The sequence below is a fragment of the Thiomonas sp. TH-17 genome (assembly GCF_057473305.1).
Genome location: NZ_JBYCKI010000028.1, coordinates 1 through 20,590 on the forward strand (window position 1 = coordinate 1; position 20,590 = coordinate 20,590).

The following is a 20,590-nucleotide window of genomic DNA, read 5'->3' on the forward strand; positions in this document are numbered from 1 at the left end:
CGAAGCGCTTGTTCACGCCCTGAAGCTGAAGGAGGGTTTCAGAAGACACGCACGCCCCTCCGCGTAAACAGCGACAGCACGCCGCCGGGCATGAACAACACCAGCAACACGATGAGCAGACCGTAGATCAGCTGAAAATATTGCGGCGTGGAAATGCCGATGGCCGCGTACAGGCTGTAAAGCACCCCCGCGCCGATGATGGGGCCGATGACCGTGCCGACGCCGCCAAACAACGAGAACACGATGGCGAACACCGACATTTGCAAGGTGAACACTGCTTCCGGATAGAACACCGACAGATTCCACGCATAGGCCCCGCCGGCCAGGCCAGCCACGCCGGCCGAGATCAGCCAGGTGACGAGCCGGGCGCGCACGATGTTGATGCCGGTCATGGACGCGCTCACCGGGTCTTGCTTCATGGCGCGCAGCTCCATGCCGAAGGCCGAGACGCGAAAGTATGCCGCCAGCGCGGTGGCCAGCACCAGCACCGCCAGCATGGTGTGATAACTCGCCGTGGGCGCATACACCTGTTCGATCTTCAGCCCGTAAGGCCCGCCGGTGATGTCGGCCAGATTGGTGTTGGAGACGACGAAATACAGAATTTGCGAAGCCGCCAGGCTGGCGATGGAAAAGTAAGCGCCCGACAGCCGCAGCAGCGGCCCGAGAATCAGCCCCATCACCACCGCAGCCAGCCCGCCGCCGACCACGCACAGCAGCACCGGCAGGCCGCTGTGCAGCACCAGCAGCGAGGTGGCATAAGCGCCGCAGCCGAAAAAGCCCACATAACCGAAGGGCAGATAGCCGGTAAAGCCGTACAGCAGATTGAGGCCCTGCGCGAGCACGATGAAGGTCATCAGCGTGAACAGCAGCGACTCGTTTCCATAGACATGCGGCAGAAACAGGAACACCGCAATCAGCAAGGCCAGAACGATGAGCCCCGGTCGCCAGCGTTGCAACAAAGAACGTTCAGACACTGCGCACCGCCTTTCCGAGCAGGCCCGTGGGGCGGATGAGCACGATCACCAGCAGCAGCACATAAGGCACGAGGTTGGACCAGGAGGAGTAATAGGTCTGCATCAACATCGTGCCCAGCCCGAATACCAGGCCGCCGATGATGGTGCCCAGCGGATTGCCCAGCGAGCCGATGATGACAATGGCGAAAGAGGTGGTGGTGAGGCTGTCGCCCAGATCGGGCGAAACCGAGCCGAGCAGATAGGGCAGAAACACCCCGGCGATGCCGGCGAGCGCCAGCCCGGCCACGAAGGCCAGCGCCGAGACTTTGTTCACGTTGATGCCGGTGGCCAGCGCCTCTTCGCGGCTGGCCATGATGGCGCGTGTGGCGTAGCCCAGCCGGGTGCGGGTGAAATACAGCCACAACGCCACGATGGCGGCGATGCTCACCCCGGCGGCCCACCACCAGCTGTCCGGGAACTCCTGACCGAACACGCCCAGATTGCCCGAGCCCAGCGCCTCGCTGGGCAGCGAACGCTGATCGGCGCCGAAGCCCAGGCCGGTGAGCGCGTCGAGCATCTGCCCGACGCCGAAAAACAGAATGAACGACAGCATCTCCGGGTCGCCGCTGCGCTGCAGCCGGGGCACCACGGCGTAGTACAGCGGATAGCCGATGACGATGGCGGCCACGATCACCGTTGGCACGCCCCACAGCGGGTTGAAACCGAAGTGGCGCGACACCAGCCAGGCGGCATAAGCGCCCAGCACGATGAACTGCCCATGCGCCAGATTGATGATGCGCATGACGCCAAAGATCAGGTTCAGCCCGATGCCGATCAGGCTGAAATAAATGCCATACAGAATGCCGCCGATGATGGCGTATTCAAGCAGTTCCACGCGCCCTCCCTGAGCCGCTTTGTGTGGATCGATCGAACGAGGCGGCGCACCAGCCGCGCCGCCTCACCACGTTTACGGCTTGGGCGCGGGATACACCGCTTTGCCGGTCGCCTTGTCTTGCGGATAGACCACGACCACGTCGAGCTTGCCGTCTTTTGGCTGCAGTTGCGCCACCGGGAAGGGCTGGCCGAGCTGGGCGCCGTTGGCGTTGACGTCGAAGGGGCCGAGCAGGGTGGTGGTCTTGCCCGACATATCCATGACGGCCTGATGGAAGGCGAGTTGGTCGAACTTGGGCGCGGTGTCGAGCATGTGCTGCACGATCAGACCGGTGTTGTAGCCCGAGCAGTCGAGGAAGTTGGGCTCTTTTTTCTCGGCGGCCTTGAAGGCATCGACGAACTGCTGGGTGTTCATGCCGTAGCTCACCTTGTCGTACTTCACCAGCGGCGGAGTCGGGTAGGTGTAGGTATAGGCCAGCGCTTTTTCACCCACGTTCTTGGTCAGCAGCGAAAGCAGCTGGCCCGGAAAGATGGTGAAGGTCATGGGGAAATGCAGCCCGCTCTGGTGCAGTGCCTTGAGGAAGGCGATGTCGTTGGGCGCATAGCCGAACTCCAGCACCGCATCGGGCTGGGTGGCGGCGATGGTGTGCAGCAGGATGGTGTAGTTCGACTCGCTGGTGGGCACGCCGTGGTCATACACCGGCTTGATGCCGGCCTTGGCCAGCACGTCCTTGAGGGTGGCGGCCTGAGAGGCGTCGAAGTCGTTGGCGCTGTAGACGATGGCCACGCGCTTGATCTTCTGCTGCACCAGATAGTTGGCCAGCGGCACCGGCCACACCGTGCTCGACGGAATGCTCACGTCGGCGAGGTAATTGGTGGGTTTGGTAAAGAAGTTGGCGCCCGAGCCGGTCGGGTCGATCAGCAGCATGTGGTGCTCGGCCGCCAGCGGCACGGCCACCGAGGTGAGCACCGATCCGAAGTCGGCCACGAGCACGTCCACCTTGTCTTGGGTGATGAGCTGGTTATAGAGCGTGGTCGCGGTGGAGGTGGAGCTTTGGTCGTCGTAGGCGACGAGCTTGACGGGAATCTTTTTGTTGAACGCCTTGACGAACACGCCGCCCTCTTTGTTGATGGCGTCGGCCCAGTACTTCAGGCCTTCATACTGGCCTTGCGAGGCGACGGCGAAGGGGCCGCTGCTGGCGTAAAGCGTGCCGATCTTGATCTGCGACGGAGCCGCCGCTGCGTGGGCGGCAACGGCCGTGGCGCTCAAAGCCAGACCGGCTGCGAAGTGACGCAGAATTTTTTTGGATGCGTGTATGGACATGAGAGTCTCCGGAGGATGAAGCTGAACCGACGCGTACATGGCGCGTCTTCGAAATGTCATGATTCATTCTCGGTCTGGACTTTGCGCGAAGCGGTGAACAAGTGCGTTCATTTGAAACGAAGCGTGTCTTTGGTACTCCGGCGCCTTGTTGCGAGCGCAAAAAAAACCCGGCTGGGCCGGGCTCTGGAAGAACCGATCAGGCTATTTCGCCATGACGATCTTGCGGACCTTCGCCACCTCGTCTGCACTGACGTTCGGCGCGTCGTTGCCCCAGCTGCTGCGCACATAGGTGGCGATTTCGGCCACCTGCGTGTCGCTCAGCGTGGCGCCCAGATCGGGCATGGCCATGGGCGTGGGGTTGGCTTTGGTCTCGACCGTATGTCCGCCGTGCAGCATCATGCGAATGGTGTTGATCGGGTCGGGCGTGTTGACCGTGGGGTTGAGCGCCAGAGCGGGAAACACATTAGGGATGCCCTGGCCCTGCGCCTGGTGGCACATGGCGCAATGCGCCGCATACAGCGGATCGCCAGCCTTTGCACTGGCGGTCATCACCGGGGTCTGCGGTTGGTTGATCGCGGCATTCGGGTGGATGGGCGACAGCGACTTGAGGAACACGGCAATCGCTTCCAGATCGCCGTCATTCAGATGCTGCGTGCTATCGTGGATCACATCGGTCATGCTGCCGACAATGGTGAAGTGTGCGGTGCGCCCGGTCTTGAGCAGTTGCACCAGTTCGGCCGGCGTCCAGCGGCCCAGACCGTCGGACTGGTCGCCGCGCAGATTGGCCGCGTACCAGTTGTCGATGCGCGCGCCAGAGAGATAGAGGCTGCCGTCCGCCCCGCCGGGCTCCATGGCTTTTTCTTGCAGAAACGGGCCACGCGGGGTATGGCAGGCGCCGCAGTGCCCCAGCCCTTCAACCAGATACGCGCCGCGGTTCCACTGCGCGGTCTGCTTGGGATCGGGCTTGTAAACGCCGTCGCTGGCGAACATCCAGTCCCACACCGCCAGCGGCCAGCGCATGTTCAGCGGCCAGGGAATGTCTTCGGGCTTGTTGGTCTGGGCGACCGGCTGCACGCCGTGCATGAAATAGGCGTAGAGCGCATGCATGTCCTGCGGTTCGATGCGGGCATACGAGGGGTAGGGCATGGCCGGGTAGAGATAGCCCAGGCGCGGCGACTTGCCGTGGCGCACAGCTTCGTCGAACTGCGCGAAGGTCCAGTTGCCGATGCCGTCCTTTTTATCCGGCGTGATGTTGGGCGAGTACACCTTGCCGATGCCCATGGGCAGATTCATCGGCAGACCGCCGGCGAAGGGCTTGCCTTTGGGCGCCGTGTGGCAGGCGATGCAGTCGCCGGCGCGGGCCAGATAGGCGCCGCGCATCACTTCGGGGTCGTTCGGTGTGGGCTGCGCGGCAAAGGCGGCCTGGGCCTGCAGGCCGAGCACGCAGCCCGCAAGCAGGGTCAAAAGGGGCAAACGCATCGAGAGTCTCCTGGTTGGAATGGGGGCGGTGCAATCCGCTTATCTTTTTTCTGTTGCACTGCAGTATGGTTCAACAAACGCCTCAGTGCAAACCCGCAGCGTCCGATTCCCGTCAGTTTGCATACCAACGGTTGCGGCTGTAGCAGATGGGTACAGCAGGATGACGCAAAATTGCCGTTCTTACTCCAACGTCACAATTCCAGATAGACCAAATAGAGCCCGCCATGAATGATTCTCAGGTCCACGTCGTTTCGCATCCGCTGGTGCAGCACAAGCTCACGCTGGCGCGCAGCCAGGACACCACCACCGACAACTTCCGCCGACTGGTGCGCGAAATCGCCGCCATGCTGGCATATGAAGCCACCCGCGATCTGCCCACGGAACGGGTCGAGGTGACCACGCCGGTGGCGCAGTGCCGCATGCCCATCCTCGCGGGCAAGAAGCTGTGTCTGGTGTCCATCCTGCGGGCGGGCAACGGCATGCTCGACGGCATGATCGACCTGCTGCCCAACGCCCGCGTCGGCCACATCGGCCTCTACCGTGATCCGGCCACGCTGGAGCCGGTGGAGTATTACTTCAAGGTGCCCGAAGACATGGCCGAACGCCTGGTCATCGTGGTCGATCCCATGCTGGCCACCGGCAACTCGGCCGCCGCCGCGCTCACCCATCTCAAGCGCGCCGGAGCGACCTCGCTCAAGCTGGTGAACCTGCTGGCCGCGCCCGAAGGCGTGCGCACCTTGCGCGCCGCCCACCCGGACGTGCCCATCACCCTGGCCGCCATCGACGAGCGGCTCAACGACCACGGCTACATCGTGCCGGGTCTGGGCGACGCGGGCGACCGCATTTTCGGCACCAAGTAAGCCTCGGTTTGCCTGCTGGGTTAGCCGGGTTAGACGCCGCCTCAGGAGACTGACCACCCATTCGGGTGGGGCGGTTGAGACCTTCTGTTACCGACATTTCAGGCGCTTGCAGATGTGCGCGGGCATCGGTCGCACACTGCGCGCAAGACATCCCCCATCACCCGGCGCGTAGCGGCAGCACGCGCTTCGGGTTCAGGGCGAGGAGACGCGCATGAGTGTGACCGCACAACCCCTGTCCAGGCTGCAGAAGGGCGAGCAGGCGCCCCCGATTCACAAGGGAGCGATCTGGCGAGCCGACGGACAGCCCCTCGATCCGCTGCAGGTGGCGAAAACGCAGCATGCGCTCAGCGCGCACCCCTTGCTGCAACTGCCGCGCCTGCGCCAACTGGCCTTGTCGCTGGCGGGAACGCTGCAGGTGAAATATGCCTTGCCCAACCGCAAGCCGGGCTCGACCTTTCACACCTTTTCCGAGGCTGACGCCAAGAAGGACATCGCCTCGACTTTCGATCACCTCGAACAGTCGGGCAACTGGGTGGCGTTCTACTTTCTTGAGGACGATCCCGAGTACGGCGTGCTGCTGCGCCAAACGCTCGATGGCCTGAAGCCCTGGGTCGAGCCGCGCGATCCGGGCATGCATGGTTACAGCCTGTTCATGTTCATCGCCTCACCGCCGACGGTCACGCCGTTTCACATCGACCGCGAGAACAATTTCAACGTGCAGGTCATGGGGCGCAAGCACCTGCATATCTGGCGCGAGGATGACCGGGCTGCGGTGCCGGACGTGGCCATCGAAGGCTATTTCGTTCACGATACGCAGAGCCTCCTGCGCTACCAGGAAGAGATGGATGCCCGCGCGCTCGACCTGGACATCGGCCCGGGCGAGGGTGTGTACATCCCGAGTACCGCGGGCCACTACGTCGCCACGGAGGAGGGAGACTGGGCGCAGCCCGGCAACCGGGTGTCGGTGAGTCTGGCCATGACCTACTTCACCACGGCGTCGGCGCGCCGTGCCCGCACGCATCTGCTCAACGCCTTTCTGCGCGAACGCTTCTCTGCCACGCCGCTGTCGCCAGGGCGCTCGGCGCTGGTCGATCAACTCAAGCAGCCGCTGGCTCGGGCGCTGCTGCTGGGACGCAAGCTGCGGGGCCAAACCGTACCGCGCGGCATGCAAGGGCATTGACCGACCGGGCGGGTTAGCGCCAGGAGTCGCTGGGCCTGTTTTTTGCATGCTTGCGAGGCGCATTGCAAGGCATATTGCAAGGCTTACCAAGCTCGCACAAATAGCGTGCATTCAGAGTGCATTTCTCCCGTTCATACTTCCTGCTTCCCATGCAAACTTCCACTGAAACCTTGAGCCTGACACCCGGAGCCGGGCAAGGCGGCATCGAGCAGCGCGGCATCGAGCGCGTGATGCCGCATGAGCGCGCGCATGTGCGCGTGTTCGATAACTTCACCATGTGGCTGTCGGCCAATCTGGTGATTTCCACCGTGGCGTTGGGTGCGCTGGCGGTGCCCGTGTTCGGGCTCGGGTTCTGGGACAGCCTGGGCGTGATCGTGCTCTTCAATGTGTTGGGCGTGCTGCCGGTGGCGTTCTTCGCCACCCTCGGCCCCCGGCTCGGTCTGCGGCAAATGACGATCTCGCGCTATTCCTTCGGCTGGCATGGCGCGAAGATCATGGCGCTGTTCAATGTGGCGGCGTGCATCGGCTGGTCGGCGGTGAACGTGATCGTCGGCGCGCAGATCGTCACGGCCATCAGCGGTGGCGCGGTGCCCACCTGGGTCGGCATTCTGCTCATCGCGGTGCTGACCACGGCGGTGAGCCTCTATGGCTATCGCTATGTGCACCGCTATGAGCGCTATGCCTGGATGCCGATGGCTGCGATCTTCCTCATCGTGCTGTTCACTGCGGGTGGGCAGATGCAGGCGCTGCCCACGCCGGTGTGGACCATGGCGCACGTCGCCTCGCTGGTGTCGTTCGGGGGCGCGATCTTCGGCTTCGCCACCGGCTGGAGTTCGTATGCGGCCGACTACAACGTCAATCAGCCGGAAGACACCTCAGCAAAGCGGGTGTTCTGGCTGACCTTCTTCGGCGTGATCATTCCCTGCATGCTGCTGGAGTCGCTCGGTCTGGGGCTGACCACGGTGACGGCCTTCGGCAAGGCGGCGCAGAGCGGTGGCGGCGCGCTGTTGTCGGCGGCGCTGCAGCCGATGGGCGGTGCGGGCAAGCTGCTGCTGTTTCTACTGGCGCTTTCGGTCATCGCCAACAACATTCCCAACGACTACTCGGCTGGTCTATCGATGCAGGTGCTCGGTCGCGGTTTCCAGAAAATCAACCGTGCGGTCTGGACGCTGATCGGCGCCGTGGTCTATGTGCTCATCGCCATTCCGTCGGCCGCGCACTTCAACGCCACGCTGGAAAATTTCCTGCTGATCGTGGCCTACTGGCTGGGGCCTTGGGCCATCATCCTCATTCTGGAGCATGCAGTGTTCCGCCGCGGCCGCTACGACCTTGATGACTGGAACACCCCGAGCAAGCTGCCTGTGGGCTGGGCCGCGGTGATCGCCATGGCGGCGGGGCTGTTCGGGGTGTATCTGGGCGCGGCGCAGTCGCTGTTCGTCGGGCCGGTTGCCGGGCTGTTCAATCCGCCTTACGGCATGGACATCGGCTTCGAGTTGGGCGTGGTGTTCGCCGCCATCGTCTATCTCGTGCTGCGGCCCATCGAGTTGCGCGGCGCGCGCCACTGAGTTCGCGCCCGCTCAGCGATTCGCTCCGCTCGGGCGGCTTCGCCGCGCAAGTCGGCCTGTCACTCCCCGTAGCATTGTCATGTGGCAACACGCCACAGACGCGGCAGGACGGCTTGCCGCGCCATGACAACACAACACGCGGAGCGCAATATGGCCGAAGGCTACTTTCCAAATTGGCAACTCAAGACCAGCGGGGTGATCGCCCCGGATGAACGCCTGCCCGGGCCGCAGACCCTGGTGATGGGGCTGCAGCATGTGGTGGCCATGTTCGGCTCGACGGTGTTCGCGCCGCTGCTGATGGGTTTCAGCCCCAATATCGCCATTCTGATGAGCGGCATTGGCACGCTGATTTTCTTTCTCGTCGTCGGCGGCCGGGTGCCGAGCTATCTCGGCTCGTCGTTTTCCTTCATCGGCGTGGTCATCGCGGCCAGCGGCTATTCCGGTAGCGGGGCGAACCCCAACATTGGTGTCGCGCTGGGCGGCATCATCGCCTGCGGCGTGGTGTATGCGGCGATCGGCCTCATCGTCATGGGCGTGGGCGTGAAATGGATCGAGCGGCTCATGCCGCCGGTGGTGACGGGTTCGGTGGTCGCGGTGATCGGGCTGAACCTGGCGCCCATCGCCATCAAGAGTCACGGCGCGAGCAACTTCGACGACTGGATGGCGCTGATCTCCTTCGTCAGCATCGGCCTGGTGGCGGTTTACACCCGGGGCATGGTGCAGCGGCTGCTCATTCTGGTGGGTTTGTTGATCGCCAGCGTGATTTACGCCCTGTTGACCAACGGCCTGGGGCTGGGCACGCCGATGGATTTCTCCGGCTTGGCCAACGCCGCCTGGTTCGGCATGCCGACGTTCGCCACGCCGGAGTTTCAGCCCAAGGCGATGACGCTGATCGTGCCCGTCGTGGTCATTCTGGTGGCGGAGAACCTGGGCCACATCAAGGCCGTCACCGCGATGACTGGCCGCAACCTCGATCGCTACATGGGCCGCGCCTTTCTCGGCGACGGTCTCGCCACGATTGTTTCCGGCTCGGCTGGCGGCACGGGGGTGACAACCTACGCCGAGAACATCGGCGTGATGGCCGCGACCAAGATCTACTCCACGCTGATTTTCGCCACCGCCGCGGTGATTGCCATTGTGTTCGGCTTCAGCCCCAAATTCGGCGCGCTCATCCATCTCATTCCTCCGCCGGTACTGCGCGGCGTGGCCATTGTCATCTTCGGACTGATCGCCGTGTCGGGCGCGCGCATCTGGGTGGACAACAAGGTGGATTTCTCCGACAGCCGCAACCTCATCATCGTGGCCATCACCCTGATGCTGGGCACGGCCGACTTCACCTTGAAGTTCGGCGATTTCGCCCTGGGCGGCATCGGCACCGCGACCTTCGGCGCCATCCTGCTCTACGCCTTGCTCGGGCGCGGGCAGGCCAAGCATGATGAGCAGGACAAACTGATGGACGCGCTTGAATGAATTGTTGCCACTGTGACATCCATTGACCCGCAAACCGCTGGCGCTGCTGTGCAATAGAAGTCTTTGAACAGCCCGGAGGCTTCCGCATGGATATTCAGACCATCGATCAGCAGTATCAGCAATTGCAGGGCGAGGCGCAGCAGGTCGGGCAGCAATTGCAGGCGCTGGCCGCCAAGCTGCAGACGGCTGCCCAAGGCGGCAATCAGGATGCGCGCGAATGGCTGCTCGATTTGCGCGAAGTGGCGCTGGGCGTGCAGACCGAGCAGCAACAGATGGGGCAGGTGCTGCAGGCCATCCACGGCATGTGGCAGAACCAGGCGCAGCAGATGCAGGCGATGCCGGCCGCCATGCAGCCGGGCTACATGCCGCAGGGCATGATGGCGCAGAACTCGGCCATGCCCATGCAGCAGCAGGGCGGCGGCATCATGGGCGCGCTCGACGGTTTTCTCAACTCCGGCTTTGGCCGCGCGATGGAAATGGGCGCGGGCATGGGGCTGGGCGACGATCTGATCAACAAGATCTTCTAAGCGGCCCGGACGGGACGCTCAAACCAGCCCGTCGAACAGCAGCACGTCCACCAGATCGCCAGCCTGTGCGGTGCTCTGCTCGTGGTGCAGCACGATGAGGCCGTGCGCCTGTGACATGGAGCTGAGCACGCCCGATCCCTGATTGCCGATGGCGCTCACCTGCCAGCGGCCATCGGGCAGGGCGCTCAGCAGACCGCGCTGGTACTCGGTGCGGCCGGGTTTTTTGCGCAGGGTTTGCGCGCTGACGGCGCGCAGCATCGGCTGCGGCTGCGGGCTGGCGCCCATGCAGTGCAGCAGGGCAGGGCGCACGAAAGCGTAGAACGTCACCATCACCGCCACCGGATTGCCCGGCAAGCCGAACAGCCAGGCGCTTTGGGCGTTGTTCTCGCCCGCGCGCAACTGGCCGAAAGCCAGCGGCCGGCCCGGCCGCATGGCGATGCGCCAGAACACCACCTCGCCCAGAGTGGCGAGGGTACTGCGCAGGTAGTCGGCCTCACCCACGCTGACCCCGCCCGAGGTGATGACGACGTCGGCGCATTCGGTCGCGGTGCGCAGCGCGGCTTCCACCGCCTGCGGGTTGTCGGCCACCACGCCGAGGTCGATGACTTCGCAGCCCAGACGCTCCAGCATGCCCCAAAGGGTGTAGCGATTGCTGTCGTAAACGCAGCCGGGATCGAGCGGCTGGCCGACCGAGCGCAGCTCGTCGCCGCTGGAGAAAAAGGCCACGCGCAGCTTGCGTCGCACCGAGACTTCGGCCATGCCCAGCGAGGCGATGAGGCCCAGATCGGCCGGGCGCAGCACCTTGCCTGCGGGCAGGGCCGCTTTGCCGCGCGCCAGGTCTTCGCCGCGCAGGCGGCGGTTGTCGCCGGGTCGTACCAGCCCGGGCGGGATAACGACCTGATCGCCTTCGATGCGGCAAAACTCCTGCGGCACCACGGTGTCGCAGCCCGCGGGCATCACCGCGCCGGTCATGATGCGCACGGCGCTGCCCGCCGGCGCTTCACCACTGAAGGCGTGGCCGGCGAGTCCGCGCCCGGCGACCGAAAGCACCGTGTCGCCTTGCGTTGCGAGATCGGCGCCGCGCAGGGCGTAGCCGTCCATGGCCGAGTTGTCATGCGCGGGCACGTCGATGGGCGAAATGATGTCCTGCGCCAGCACCCGACCGAGTGCCGCGCGCACGGCCAGGCGCTCGGTGGCCTGTACCGGCCGCATGCTGGCCTGAATGACCGCCAGCGCCGCGTCCACCCGCAGGGCGTTGGGGTCGTAGCCGCTGACGCAGGAGATGATGTGCTGCAGATCGAACGAAGGGGTCATGGTGAAACGTCGGCGTCCAGCCGCTGCAGGTCGTCCGGGGTGTTGATGTTTTCGAAGGCGTGGGTATCGTCGAAGTCGACGATGGCCGTGGGGTGCTGCTGGGTCCAAAGCTCGATCTTGCGGCCGCCGGACTGAAGGAAGGTGCCCAGATCGTCGCGCAGACTGGCCTCCATCAGGCAGAACACGGGCTGCAGCCGACCTCCCGCGCGGGGCAGCGCGATGCGCGCGGACGATTCCAGCAGCGCTGCGCCCAGCCGTGCGGCCAGATCGGTGGGCAACAGCGGCGAATCGCAGGGGGCGGTGAGCAGATACGGCGTGGTGCACGCTTGCAGCCCGGCAAGAAAGCCGGCCAGCGGCCCCGAAAATTCATCCGGCGCGGCATCGGTCAACACCGGCAGGCCCCAGCCGCGATAGACCTCGACATGGCGGTTGGCGTTGAGCAACACCGCGCCCACCTGGGGGCTGAGCCGCTGCAGCACTTGCCGCGCCAGAGGCTGGCCGCGCCAGGGCTGCAGGCCTTTGTCCACCCCGCCCATGCGGCTGCCTCGGCCCCCGGCGAGAATCAGGCCGGTGATGTCGGCGGCGGCGATGGCGTGCGACATCTCAAAACCTCTCGCGCTCGCCCGGTTCGCGCACCTGTTGTGTGGCGTGAGAGGCGTCAGCCCAGCGCACCGGGCCTTTCATGATCGACACCACCAGGCAACCGATGCCCACGGTGAACACCAGAGTGGCGTCGAACAGGCTGATGCCGATGCAGAAAATGTCGATCAGATCGCGGGTGGGCTGCGGGTCTCCTTTGACCAGACCCGGCTGATAGCCGGTCTTGATCCACGCCCCGACGATCCAGGGCAGACCCACGCCGATGAAATAGGCCGGAATCAGCCAGCGGGTAAGCACCCGCTCAAGGCCGGGGGCGCCAAGCGGGGTGCGGGGAGGGATGACGGGGCCTGCAGACATGCCCCGGATGCTACAGCCGCGCGCCGCCGGGCGTGTGATGCTGATGCTCGAAACGCTGCTGGCAGGCGGTGCAACGCAGCACCGTGGGCTCGGCCAGCAGCCGGGCCGGCTGGATGTCGGCGCCGCAATCGATGCAGACGCCGAAGTCGGGCGTATCCAGGCGCTGTAGCGCACTGTCGATGGCGGCAAGCTCGGTGGCGTCGCGCGCGGTCGAGGCGATTTCCACCGCGTCCATCGATTCGACCACGGCCTCATCGTCGGTTTCGCCGCGGTGGCTGCGCACCGCGAGCGTGCCCTCGTCGCTGATGGACTCGTCCCGCAGATCGGCCACCATCTGGGTTCGGCGCTGCTGAAGCTTGTCGCGCAGGGTGTTGCGCAGGTCAGTGGCGAGGCTCATATCGTTCTCCTGGGTGGGTGTGTTGCCGCAAATGATGCGCCCATTGTGGAAGGTCGGGGCGGGCATCGGCTTGCGCTGGCGCAACACATCACTCACTGTGCATGAATTGCCGCAGACGGAAACCGAGCAGCCACAGCGTGGCGAAATACAGCACAGCGGAAGCGGCCAGCAGACCCAGCCCCATGCCCAGCCGCAGCAGGTCGCCGTGCGCCCGGTCCCAGGGCAGGGCGACGGCGCCCCACAACATCACCCCGCCCAGCGGCAGTTGCGCCAGGGCCACCTTGAGCGCATACCGCGCCCAGCCCGGTTGCGGCTGAAACATGCCGCGTCGGCGCAGGCCGCGAAACAACAGGCTGGCATTGAGCAGCGCCCCGATTGAGATGGCCAGCGCCAGCCCGGCATGCCCCAGCCACGGCACGAAAAGCAGGTTCATCAACTGCGTGCACACCAGTACCACCAGAGCGATCTTCACCGGGGTGCGCAAGTCTTGCCGTGCGTAAAAGCCGGGGGCCAGAATCTTGATGCCGATCAGCGCAATCAGGCCGATGCCGTAAGCCCGCAGCGCGCTGGTGGTGGCCAGCACGTCTGCATGGTCGAAGCGGCCGTAGTTGTAAAGCATCGATACCAGCGGCTGGGCGAAGATCAGCAGCGCAATGGCGCTCGGCAGCGCCAGCACCAGCGTGAGGCGCAGCCCCCAGTCGAGCAGCTTGCTGTACTTGGCCACGTCTTGCGTGGCGCTGGCGCGCGACAGGCTGGGCAACAGCACCGAGCCCAGCGCCACGCCGAGAATGGCGGTGGGGAATTCCATCAGCCGGTCGGCATACGCCAGCCAGGAGACGCTGCCCGCATGCAGGTGCGACGCGATCTGCGTGTTGATGACGATGGACACCTGCGCCACCGAAACGGAAAGGCTCGCGGGCAGCATCTGCTTGACCACGCGGTGCACGCCTTCAGAGCGCCAGGCCTTGAGAAAGCTCAGCCGAAAGCGCGGCACCACGGCATACTTGCGCAGCGCCGGCCATTGCACCGCCAACTGCGCCACCCCGCCGATCATCACCCCGATGGCCAGGGCGAAGATGGGCGGATGCACCAGTTTGTGCAACGCCACTGCGGCGCCGATGATGGCCAGGTTGAGCAGCGCCGGGGTGACGGCGGGCACCGCGAAGTGCTTCCAGGTATTGAGAATGCCCGCGCTCAGCGCCACCAGCGAGATCAGCCCCGCGTAGGGAAACATCAGCCGAGTCATCCAGACGGCCGCGTCAAACGCTTCAGGATGCAGACCGGACGCTGTGAGCCACACCAGCACTGGCGCGAGCAGCACGCCGACAAGGCTGATGGCCGCGAGTATCCACAGCAAGGCGGTGGACACCTGATCGATGAGCTCCTGCGTCTGTTCTTCCGTCTTGGTCTGCCGCGTCTGTGACAACAGGGGCACGAAAGCCTGTGAAAACGCGCCCTCGGCAAACATGCGGCGCAGCAGATTGGGCAGGCGGAAAGCGACGTTGAACGCGTCCGTCCAGGCGCTGGCGCCGAAATAAGTCGCCACCATGATTTCCCGCACCAGGCCGGTGATGCGCGAGGTTAGCGTGAGCAAAGAGATGGTGGAGGCGGCCTTGAGCAGATTCACCGGGCAGCATTATAGGAATGTGCAGGACTCGGCCTCGAAAGAGACTGGCGCCCCGCCATTTTTTGTCTATAATGGCCGGTTTCCCGAGCAGGCAATACAGAAGGATTTCAACTATGGCAACCAAAGCCGCAGCCAAAAAGAAGAGCGTTCGCACCCCGTCGGGTCGCAAACGCGCGCGTCAATCCGTCAAGGCCAACGCCGCCAACACCGCGCTGCGTTCGCGTTTTCGCACGGCTGTGAAGTCGGTTCGCAAGGCCATCGCCGCTGGCGATCACGCCAAGGCGATGGAAGTGTTCAAGGCCAACGCCCCGGTGCTGGACTCGATCGCCGACAAAAAGATTTTCCACAAGAACACCGCAGCGCGTCACAAGAGCCGCCTGAACGCGGCGATCAAGGCGCTTGTCGCCCCGGCTACTTCCGGCGCCGCGGCCTGATTTGCCTTGCCTGCTCTGGTCGGCCGCTGGGTTGACCAAAAAATTGACCACAAAAAAGCCCGCAGATGCGGGCTTTTTTGTGTGCGCCTATGTCTTCAACTCAGCGCAGGGCGAGAAGTTTCAAGCGGTTTGAAACACGCGCTGAAGCGCTTCGCGTGCCGTTTGCAGGTCTTTCACCTCAGCGTCCATTTCAGCGTCAATTGCGGCGGCTTGCGTCAGGCAGGCTTCAACCACGTCGAGCTGGTTGTCGCGGGCGAAGTTGAGCAGGAAATCAAACGCCATGGGCTCGATGTCACGCAGCGACTCGCTCACCACCAGACAACGCACACCGTCCACCAGGGTGGGCACGCAATAGGGCGAGTAACCGAGGTGGGCTTCTTTGCGGCACAGACCGGCGGGACGAAAGCGGGCCATCAGGCCGGCCAGGCGTTCTGCCCAGTCGCTCGGACGGAAGGTGCGTCCCTCGGTGGTGACGCCGCGAATGAAAATTTCTCTGGGTTTGACCAGTTCTAGGGAGTGTGGAAAGGCGCTCATGGCTGTGAATCCTTGAAGAGGCAGTTTTGCTGCGGTGCCGCAATTATGCTGCAACGCAGTATTACCGGGTAAACCCGAACGGTGATTCTGTGTTGCAGTTGCAACAAATGCTCCGGCCTGCCTGAGTTCAGCTGTCATGCGCCGCTCTCTATAATTTCACTTTGCCCCCGGAGGCGCAGTGCTTTTTTATGCCTTGCCCGCCGGGTTTGCTTTTTTTGCAAAGGACAAATGACCATGTCTTCTCATGTGATGAACACCTATGCGCGGCTACCCCTCGCCCTGGCGCATGGCGAGGGGGCGTGGGTGTGGGATACGCAGGGCAAACGCTATCTGGACGCGCTGTCGGGCATCGCGGTCAACACGCTGGGCCATGCGCATCCGAGGCTGGTCGCCGCACTGACCGATCAGGTGGGCAAGCTGATCCACACGTCCAATCTGTATCAGATTCCCCTGCAGGAGCAGTTGGCCGACCGTTTGTGCGCCTTGGGCGGCATGGACACGGCGTTTTTCTGCAACTCGGGGCTGGAAGCCAACGAAGCGGCGATCAAACTGGCGCGCTTGCACGGTCACAACAAAGGGATCGACCGCCCGGAAATCGTGGTGTTCGAACGGGCGTTTCATGGGCGCTCGCTGGCCACGTTGTCTGCCACAGGCAATCCCAAGGTGCAAAAAGGCTTCGAACCGCTGGTCGAAGGTTTCGTGCGCGTGCCGCTGAACGACGCCTCGGCCTTGCAGAGAGTGGCCGAGACGCACCGCAATGTCGTGGCGGTTTTCGTCGAGGCGATTCAGGGCGAGGGCGGTATTCAACCGGCGCATGCCGATTTCTTGCGCGCTGCGCGCACGCTGTGTGATCGTCACGGCTGGCTGCTGATGATCGACGAAGTGCAATGCGGCACGGGGCGGACCGGGAAATGGTTCGCCCATCAGTGGGCCGGAGTCAGCCCCGACGTGATCGCCATGGCCAAGGGGCTGGCATCGGGCGTACCCATCGGCGCCATTCTGGCGCGTGGTGCAGCCGCGACGACTTTCGGGCCCGGACAGCACGGCACCACGTTTGGCGGCAATCCGCTGGCCTGCCGTGCCGCGCTGGAAACCCTCGCCGTGATCGAAGACGATGGTCTTCTGGCCAACGCGCAGGCGCGCGGTGAGCAGATTCAGCATGCGCTGCGTCATGCGTTTGCTGGCCACGTCGGCGTGGTGGAGGTGCGCGGTCAGGGCCTGATGATCGGCATCGAGCTCGACCGACCGGCCGGTGCGCTGGTGGGACAGATGCTGGAGCGCGGGGTGTTGCTCAACGTCACGCAGGAGCGGGTTGTCCGCCTGTTGCCGCCGTTGATCTTCACCCAGGAACAAGCCGACGCGCTGGTACAGGCGCTGGTTCCCGCGGTGCTTGATTTTTTGCGGGACGCACCCGCGCCATAAGACGACGTCCCAGAGACATCCAAGGAGGCTGTGATGAAAACGACGCTGCGGCACTATCTGCAATTTTCCGACCTGAACCGCGAGGAGTACGACTACGTTTTCGCCCGCGCTGCGCTGATCAAGGCCAAGTTCAAGCGCTACGAGCCGCACCAGCCCTTGGTTGATCGCACCCTGGCGATGATTTTCGAAAAGCACTCCACCCGCACCCGGCTGAGCTTCGAGGCCGGCATGCACCAGCTCGGCGGCGCGGCCATCTACATCAATACCCGCGACAGCCAGTTGGGCCGCGGCGAGCCCATCGAAGATGCGGCACAGGTGTTTTCGCGCATGGTCGATCTGGTGATGATTCGCACCTATGGTCAGGAGATCGTCGAGCGTTTCGCCGCGCATTCGCGCGTGCCGGTGATCAACGGCCTGACCAACGAGTTCCATCCCTGCCAGATCCTCGCCGATGTCATGACCTACATCGAGCATCGCGGCCCGATCCAGGGCAAGACCGTGGCCTGGATCGGCGATGCCAACAATATGTTCTACACCTGGTTGCAGGCGGCGGAGGTGCTCGGTTTCACCCTGCACTTCGCCGGGCCGAAAGGCTATGGCGTCGAGAAGAACCGCCCGGGCTACCCCCTGAGCGCGGCGCAGATCGCGCACCTGCGCGAGTTCGACGATCCGCGGCAAGCCTGCGAGGGCGCGCATCTCATCACCACCGACGTGTGGACGAGCATGGGCTATGAGGCGGAAAAACTGGCGCGCGAGCAGGCGTTCAAGGGCTTCATGGTGGATGCCGAGATGATGGCCCGCGCGCAGCCCGATGCGCTGTTCATGCACTGCCTGCCCGCGCACCGCGGCGAAGAAGTGGCGGCCGAAGTCATCGACGGGCCGCAGAGTGTGGTGTGGGACGAGGCGGAAAATCGCCTGCACGGCCAGAAGGCGCTGATGGAATTCCTGCTGCTGGGTCGTCTGGACTGACACTGTTCTCCTAGGCGAGGCCGCGTGACAGTAACGCCGGTCCTAAGTCGCATTTAAGTCGGCCTGAGCAAAATCTTGCTGCGGTGCATCGTTTGGCGATGCGCCGTTCGGGAGTTCAGGCATGGCGTTCACACAACAAAATTCTTCTGCGCCGCCGCACGGCCATGGCGTTCCGCACGTCAGGCTGCCGCTTGTTCAGGCCGACGCGGAGAAGGCTGGTCCGCCCGGTGTGGCCGATCAGGCTGCGATGCGGGCGCTGCGTTGGCTGCGCCTCGTGTTCGGGGTGTGCTTCGCCATCAACCTCGGGCTGCACTTGCACCCGCAGTACGCCGCGCAGTTCGCGCGTCAGGCCGCTGATGTGGCGGCTCAGCCGCACTGGCTTGCCGTGTGGGACGGTGCGGTTTGGCGCGTTTTATCTGCTGCGGGGGTGAGCAAGGGTCTGGCGCTGCTGTTTGGCATCGAGGCCTTGCTCACCGTCGGGCTGCTGACGGGGTGGGGGTTTCCGGCGATGGGTTGGCTGGGGCTGGCTTACGAACTGCTGGTGTGGAGTGCGCTTGGTGGGGGCGTTGCAGGCGCTGCGGCTCTGGTCTATGCGCTGGGTTTCGCGCTGTTGCTGTTGCTGCGGGCATGGCAGGGCTCGGCGTGGTCTGACGCGATGCTGCGCAGGCCCGGTCTGCTGCGGGTGCGCTGGGCCTTCTGGCTCGTCGGATTGCTTTGGGCTGCTCTCGCATGGATGGCCTGGCAGCCGGGCCTCGGGCTGCGCCTGTCGGACGCTTTGATACAGGCTCAGATCTACGCGCCAGGCTGGCAAGCGGAGTGGATCGCGTTCTGGGCCGGTCTCGGACACGCGCTCGGCATGGGCGGTTTCGCCAAGCTGATCGCACTGGTCGACACCTTGATCGCCGCGGGGTTGCTGCTGGCGCCTTGGCTGCCGTGCGGGCTGCGCCGTTGGCTGCTGCGGGGCGGGCTGATCTTCAGCCTGCTGGCGTGGAGTCTGAGCGGTGCGCTGGGTATCTTTTCGGGCAGTCAGGCAGGCATGCTCAGTGCTGCGGCGATAGGGGCGTGGCTTTTCGGGCTTCTTTTGGCGGCGCACCCTTGGCTCGAAGCGGCACTCCTTCGGGTTTCGACTGCGCCGCCTGAAAGGCGCCGGGTTGGCGATGCGGCCTGATCAGAACGAGGGCGAATCTGGGCGGCTGTGGCCGCATTTCCAGCACTGGGCGAATTGCGGGCCGTGACGTTCGCCGCAATCCGGGCAGGTCCACGGCGCGCCGCGCAGGGGCGTGCGCAATTCCTGCAGCAACTGCCTGGCGCGCGTCAGATCGCCGTCGTCGAGCACCCAGACCGCTGGATTGCACTGATCTGGCGGTATCTCGCCCGCGATGCTGGTGAGGTAACGCGAGAACACTTCGGCGCGCAGGCCAGCGGCATTGAGCGCGTCTGCCCAGAGCGTGGCGATGACCATGTTCGGGGCGATCTCGACGCGCTTCATCGCACAGGCGCCGTGCTGAGCTCGGCATAGAGCGTGCGATACAACGCCAGCCGCGCCGCCGAGATGGCTTGCGGGTCGGTGGTGAACACGCAGCCGGGCTCGTCGCGGTGGGTGCAGTTCTGAAAACGGCACTGCCCGTTGCGCGCGCGGATTTCCGGAAAGCCGTGCTGCAACTGCGACACTGAGAGATGATGCAGGCCGAAGGACTGGAAGCCCGGTGAATCCATCAAGCTGCTGCCTGCAGCAAAACCGGGGAGGGCGTAGAGCCGTGTTGCCGTGGTGGTGTGCTTGCCTGCGGAAAGGGCTTGGGAGATTTCGCGCGTGGGCGCCTGCGCCTGCGGCGCCAGCAGATTCGTCAGGCTGGACTTGCCCACGCCGGAGGCGCCCAGCAGCAGCGTGGTCTGGCCGCTGAGCAAGGGAGTCAGCGCGGCCAGCGCGGCTTGCGGCGAGGCGCGTACTGACAGTTCGATCACTTCGTAGCCCAAATCGCGGTACAGCGTCATCTCGGCGCGCGCGGCTTCGGCCTGTGGCAGATCGCATTTGTTCAGCAGCAGGGTCGCGGGAATGTCGGCCGCGTCGGCCGCGATGAGCGCACGGCCGATCAGACCGTGCTGGATGCCGGGATAGGTGGCGGTGACCAGCATCACGCGGTCGAGGTTGGCGGCAAACATCTTGCTGCGCCAGAGATCTTCGCGCCATAGTGCATTTCGCCGTGGCCGCACTTGCTCGATGGCCAGCGGAGCGTGGCCGGCGGCGAGCACGACCTCATCGCCGCAGACCACTTCGGCGCGCTTGCCGCGCGGCACGCAGGCAAGCACGTCACCGTTGCCGAGTTGCGCCAGATATTGCCGCCCGAAAGCGCCGACGATGCGTGCCGTCAGACCGGGAGCTGTGGAGGAAGCGGGCTTCGCGCTGCGCTTGCCCTTGGGACGTTGGGGGTTGTGGCGCTCCAGCTCGTCCATGCCAGCCGCTTAGCGCGCGGCGCCCTGCGCATAGACCGCATCGGCTTTGGCGGCACAGATGAAGTCGTTGCGGGTGATGCCGTCGGCCGAATGGGTGTTGAACGCCACACTGCAGCGGTTGTATTGCACCAGCAGATCTGGATGGTGGTCTTCGCGGTGCACCACCCACGCCAGCGCATTCACGAAGGCGAGAGTCTGGTAATAGTTGCCGAAAGCGTAGGTCTTGCGAATGCTGC

22 protein-coding genes are annotated in these 20,590 nt (G+C 64.5%); 9 read left to right on the forward strand and 13 right to left on the reverse strand.

Translation table 11 applies throughout. The features are described 5' to 3' along the window. Positions 1-38: 38 nt before the first annotated feature. The 4 genes from AC2VLV_RS01915 to AC2VLV_RS01930 all read right to left on the reverse strand — a co-directional run bounded on the left by AC2VLV_RS01915 (position 39) and on the right by AC2VLV_RS01930 (position 4,647). Positions 39-974: a branched-chain amino acid ABC transporter permease gene (locus AC2VLV_RS01915; protein WP_486988395.1), complete on the reverse strand. Its 936-nt coding sequence runs from the start codon at positions 972-974 to the stop codon at positions 39-41. Beyond that, positions 967-1,848 carry a branched-chain amino acid ABC transporter permease gene (locus AC2VLV_RS01920; protein ID WP_486988396.1) on the reverse strand — a complete coding sequence of 294 codons (882 nt, stop codon included), beginning with the start codon at positions 1,846-1,848 and terminating at the stop codon, positions 967-969. The genes AC2VLV_RS01915 and AC2VLV_RS01920 overlap by 8 nt, the downstream gene beginning before the upstream one ends. 72 nt (positions 1,849-1,920) lie before the next feature. Next, positions 1,921-3,168 carry an amino acid ABC transporter substrate-binding protein gene (locus AC2VLV_RS01925; protein ID WP_486988397.1) on the reverse strand — a complete coding sequence of 416 codons (1,248 nt, stop codon included), beginning with the start codon at positions 3,166-3,168 and terminating at the stop codon, positions 1,921-1,923. 201 nt (positions 3,169-3,369) lie between these two features. Further along, entirely contained in the window at positions 3,370-4,647 is a 1,278-nt protein-coding gene (locus AC2VLV_RS01930) for a c-type cytochrome (RefSeq protein WP_486988398.1), read from the reverse strand. A gap of 224 nt (positions 4,648-4,871) precedes the next feature. On the opposite strand from AC2VLV_RS01930, the gene upp reads away from it, so the two are divergent. The 5 genes from upp to AC2VLV_RS01955 all read left to right on the forward strand — a co-directional run bounded on the left by upp (position 4,872) and on the right by AC2VLV_RS01955 (position 10,249). Then, on the forward strand, positions 4,872-5,507 hold the full coding sequence (upp, locus tag AC2VLV_RS01935; protein ID WP_486988399.1) for a uracil phosphoribosyltransferase: 636 nt from the start codon (positions 4,872-4,874) through the stop codon (positions 5,505-5,507). 211 nt (positions 5,508-5,718) lie between these two features. Further along, positions 5,719-6,687: a hypothetical protein gene (locus AC2VLV_RS01940; protein ID WP_486988400.1), complete on the forward strand. Its 969-nt coding sequence runs from the start codon at positions 5,719-5,721 to the stop codon at positions 6,685-6,687. 149 nt (positions 6,688-6,836) lie between these two features. Continuing rightward, the gene (locus AC2VLV_RS01945) at positions 6,837-8,252 is read left to right on the forward strand and encodes a purine-cytosine permease family protein (RefSeq protein WP_486988401.1); all 1,416 of its coding nucleotides are present in this window, start codon (positions 6,837-6,839) and stop codon (positions 8,250-8,252) included. A 150-nt stretch (positions 8,253-8,402) separates the two neighbouring features. Next, positions 8,403-9,722 carry a solute carrier family 23 protein gene (locus tag AC2VLV_RS01950; RefSeq protein ID WP_486988415.1) on the forward strand — a complete coding sequence of 440 codons (1,320 nt, stop codon included), beginning with the start codon at positions 8,403-8,405 and terminating at the stop codon, positions 9,720-9,722. 86 nt (positions 9,723-9,808) lie between these two features. After that, a complete protein-coding gene (locus tag AC2VLV_RS01955) occupies positions 9,809-10,249 on the forward strand; it encodes a hypothetical protein (RefSeq protein WP_486988402.1) in 441 nt (146 codons plus the stop codon). 18 nt (positions 10,250-10,267) lie between these two features. On the opposite strand, the gene moeA is transcribed toward AC2VLV_RS01955, so the two are convergent. From moeA to murJ, 5 genes are all read right to left on the reverse strand, one after another. Continuing rightward, the gene (gene moeA / locus AC2VLV_RS01960) at positions 10,268-11,563 is read right to left on the reverse strand and encodes a molybdopterin molybdotransferase MoeA (RefSeq protein ID WP_486988403.1); all 1,296 of its coding nucleotides are present in this window, start codon (positions 11,561-11,563) and stop codon (positions 10,268-10,270) included. Then, the gene (mobA, locus tag AC2VLV_RS01965; protein WP_486988404.1) at positions 11,560-12,165 is read right to left on the reverse strand and encodes a molybdenum cofactor guanylyltransferase MobA; all 606 of its coding nucleotides are present in this window, start codon (positions 12,163-12,165) and stop codon (positions 11,560-11,562) included. Before mobA ends, moeA begins: the two co-directional genes overlap by 4 nt. A gap of 1 nt (position 12,166) precedes the next feature. Continuing rightward, entirely contained in the window at positions 12,167-12,520 is a 354-nt protein-coding gene (locus tag AC2VLV_RS01970) for a hypothetical protein (protein WP_486988405.1), read from the reverse strand. Positions 12,521-12,530: 10 nt separating this feature from the next. Then, positions 12,531-12,917 carry a TraR/DksA family transcriptional regulator gene (locus tag AC2VLV_RS01975; protein WP_486988406.1) on the reverse strand — a complete coding sequence of 129 codons (387 nt, stop codon included), beginning with the start codon at positions 12,915-12,917 and terminating at the stop codon, positions 12,531-12,533. A gap of 88 nt (positions 12,918-13,005) precedes the next feature. Further along, positions 13,006-14,544, reverse strand: a complete 1,539-nt coding sequence (gene murJ, locus AC2VLV_RS01980) for a murein biosynthesis integral membrane protein MurJ (protein ID WP_486988407.1) — start codon at positions 14,542-14,544, stop codon at positions 13,006-13,008. A gap of 113 nt (positions 14,545-14,657) precedes the next feature. Here murJ and rpsT point away from each other — a divergent pair, with 113 nt between their 5' ends. After that, positions 14,658-14,978, forward strand: coding sequence for a 30S ribosomal protein S20 (gene rpsT, locus AC2VLV_RS01985; protein WP_486988408.1), 321 nt, complete (start codon positions 14,658-14,660; stop codon positions 14,976-14,978). A gap of 120 nt (positions 14,979-15,098) precedes the next feature. Here rpsT and AC2VLV_RS01990 read toward each other — a convergent pair whose 3' ends face one another. Further along, positions 15,099-15,512: a DUF3579 domain-containing protein gene (locus tag AC2VLV_RS01990; protein WP_486988409.1), complete on the reverse strand. Its 414-nt coding sequence runs from the start codon at positions 15,510-15,512 to the stop codon at positions 15,099-15,101. 234 nt (positions 15,513-15,746) lie between these two features. Here AC2VLV_RS01990 and AC2VLV_RS01995 point away from each other — a divergent pair, with 234 nt between their 5' ends. From AC2VLV_RS01995 to AC2VLV_RS02005, 3 genes are all read left to right on the forward strand, one after another. Continuing rightward, positions 15,747-16,934 (forward strand): acetylornithine transaminase, encoded by a 1,188-nt coding sequence (locus AC2VLV_RS01995; protein WP_486988416.1) that lies wholly within the window; start codon positions 15,747-15,749, stop codon positions 16,932-16,934. 30 nt (positions 16,935-16,964) lie between these two features. Then, complete coding sequence (gene argF / locus AC2VLV_RS02000; protein ID WP_486988410.1) at positions 16,965-17,903, forward strand: ornithine carbamoyltransferase; 939 nt, start codon at positions 16,965-16,967, stop codon at positions 17,901-17,903. Positions 17,904-18,024: 121 nt separating this feature from the next. Next, entirely contained in the window at positions 18,025-19,071 is a 1,047-nt protein-coding gene (locus tag AC2VLV_RS02005; RefSeq protein ID WP_486988411.1) for a hypothetical protein, read from the forward strand. Here AC2VLV_RS02005 and AC2VLV_RS02010 read toward each other — a convergent pair whose 3' ends face one another. The 3 genes from AC2VLV_RS02010 to AC2VLV_RS02020 form a co-directional block, all read right to left on the reverse strand. After that, entirely contained in the window at positions 19,072-19,392 is a 321-nt protein-coding gene (locus AC2VLV_RS02010; protein WP_486988412.1) for a putative signal transducing protein, read from the reverse strand. Next, positions 19,389-20,354 carry a ribosome small subunit-dependent GTPase A gene (rsgA, locus tag AC2VLV_RS02015; RefSeq protein WP_486988413.1) on the reverse strand — a complete coding sequence of 322 codons (966 nt, stop codon included), beginning with the start codon at positions 20,352-20,354 and terminating at the stop codon, positions 19,389-19,391. Before rsgA ends, AC2VLV_RS02010 begins: the two co-directional genes overlap by 4 nt. A gap of 9 nt (positions 20,355-20,363) precedes the next feature. Further along, on the reverse strand, positions 20,364-20,590 hold a 227-nt coding region (locus AC2VLV_RS02020; protein WP_486988414.1), incomplete at its 5' end, for a 4a-hydroxytetrahydrobiopterin dehydratase.

Excerpts from the sequence above, each read along its gene's own strand:
- rpsT (WP_486988408.1), top strand. The coding sequence starts at position 14,658 with ATGGCAACCAAAGCCGCAGCCAAAAAGAAGAGCGTTCGCACCCCGTCG.
- AC2VLV_RS01940 (WP_486988400.1), top strand. The coding sequence starts at position 5,719 with ATGAGTGTGACCGCACAACCCCTGTCCAGGCTGCAGAAGGGCGAGCAG.
- mobA (WP_486988404.1), bottom strand. The coding sequence starts at position 12,165 with ATGTCGCACGCCATCGCCGCCGCCGACATCACCGGCCTGATTCTCGCC.
- AC2VLV_RS01950 (WP_486988415.1), top strand. The coding sequence starts at position 8,403 with ATGGCCGAAGGCTACTTTCCAAATTGGCAACTCAAGACCAGCGGGGTG.
- AC2VLV_RS01975 (WP_486988406.1), bottom strand. The coding sequence starts at position 12,917 with ATGAGCCTCGCCACTGACCTGCGCAACACCCTGCGCGACAAGCTTCAG.
- AC2VLV_RS02005 (WP_486988411.1), top strand. The coding sequence starts at position 18,025 with ATGGCGTTCACACAACAAAATTCTTCTGCGCCGCCGCACGGCCATGGC.
- AC2VLV_RS01930 (WP_486988398.1), bottom strand. The coding sequence starts at position 4,647 with ATGCGTTTGCCCCTTTTGACCCTGCTTGCGGGCTGCGTGCTCGGCCTG.
- rsgA (WP_486988413.1), bottom strand. The coding sequence starts at position 20,354 with ATGGACGAGCTGGAGCGCCACAACCCCCAACGTCCCAAGGGCAAGCGC.
- AC2VLV_RS01970 (WP_486988405.1), bottom strand. The coding sequence starts at position 12,520 with ATGTCTGCAGGCCCCGTCATCCCTCCCCGCACCCCGCTTGGCGCCCCC.
- AC2VLV_RS01995 (WP_486988416.1), top strand. The coding sequence starts at position 15,747 with ATGTCTTCTCATGTGATGAACACCTATGCGCGGCTACCCCTCGCCCTG.
- upp (WP_486988399.1), top strand. The coding sequence starts at position 4,872 with ATGAATGATTCTCAGGTCCACGTCGTTTCGCATCCGCTGGTGCAGCAC.
- moeA (WP_486988403.1), bottom strand. The coding sequence starts at position 11,563 with ATGACCCCTTCGTTCGATCTGCAGCACATCATCTCCTGCGTCAGCGGC.
- AC2VLV_RS01925 (WP_486988397.1), bottom strand. The coding sequence starts at position 3,168 with ATGTCCATACACGCATCCAAAAAAATTCTGCGTCACTTCGCAGCCGGT.
- AC2VLV_RS02010 (WP_486988412.1), bottom strand. The coding sequence starts at position 19,392 with ATGAAGCGCGTCGAGATCGCCCCGAACATGGTCATCGCCACGCTCTGG.
- AC2VLV_RS01955 (WP_486988402.1), top strand. The coding sequence starts at position 9,809 with ATGGATATTCAGACCATCGATCAGCAGTATCAGCAATTGCAGGGCGAG.
- AC2VLV_RS01990 (WP_486988409.1), bottom strand. The coding sequence starts at position 15,512 with ATGAGCGCCTTTCCACACTCCCTAGAACTGGTCAAACCCAGAGAAATT.
- AC2VLV_RS01945 (WP_486988401.1), top strand. The coding sequence starts at position 6,837 with ATGCAAACTTCCACTGAAACCTTGAGCCTGACACCCGGAGCCGGGCAA.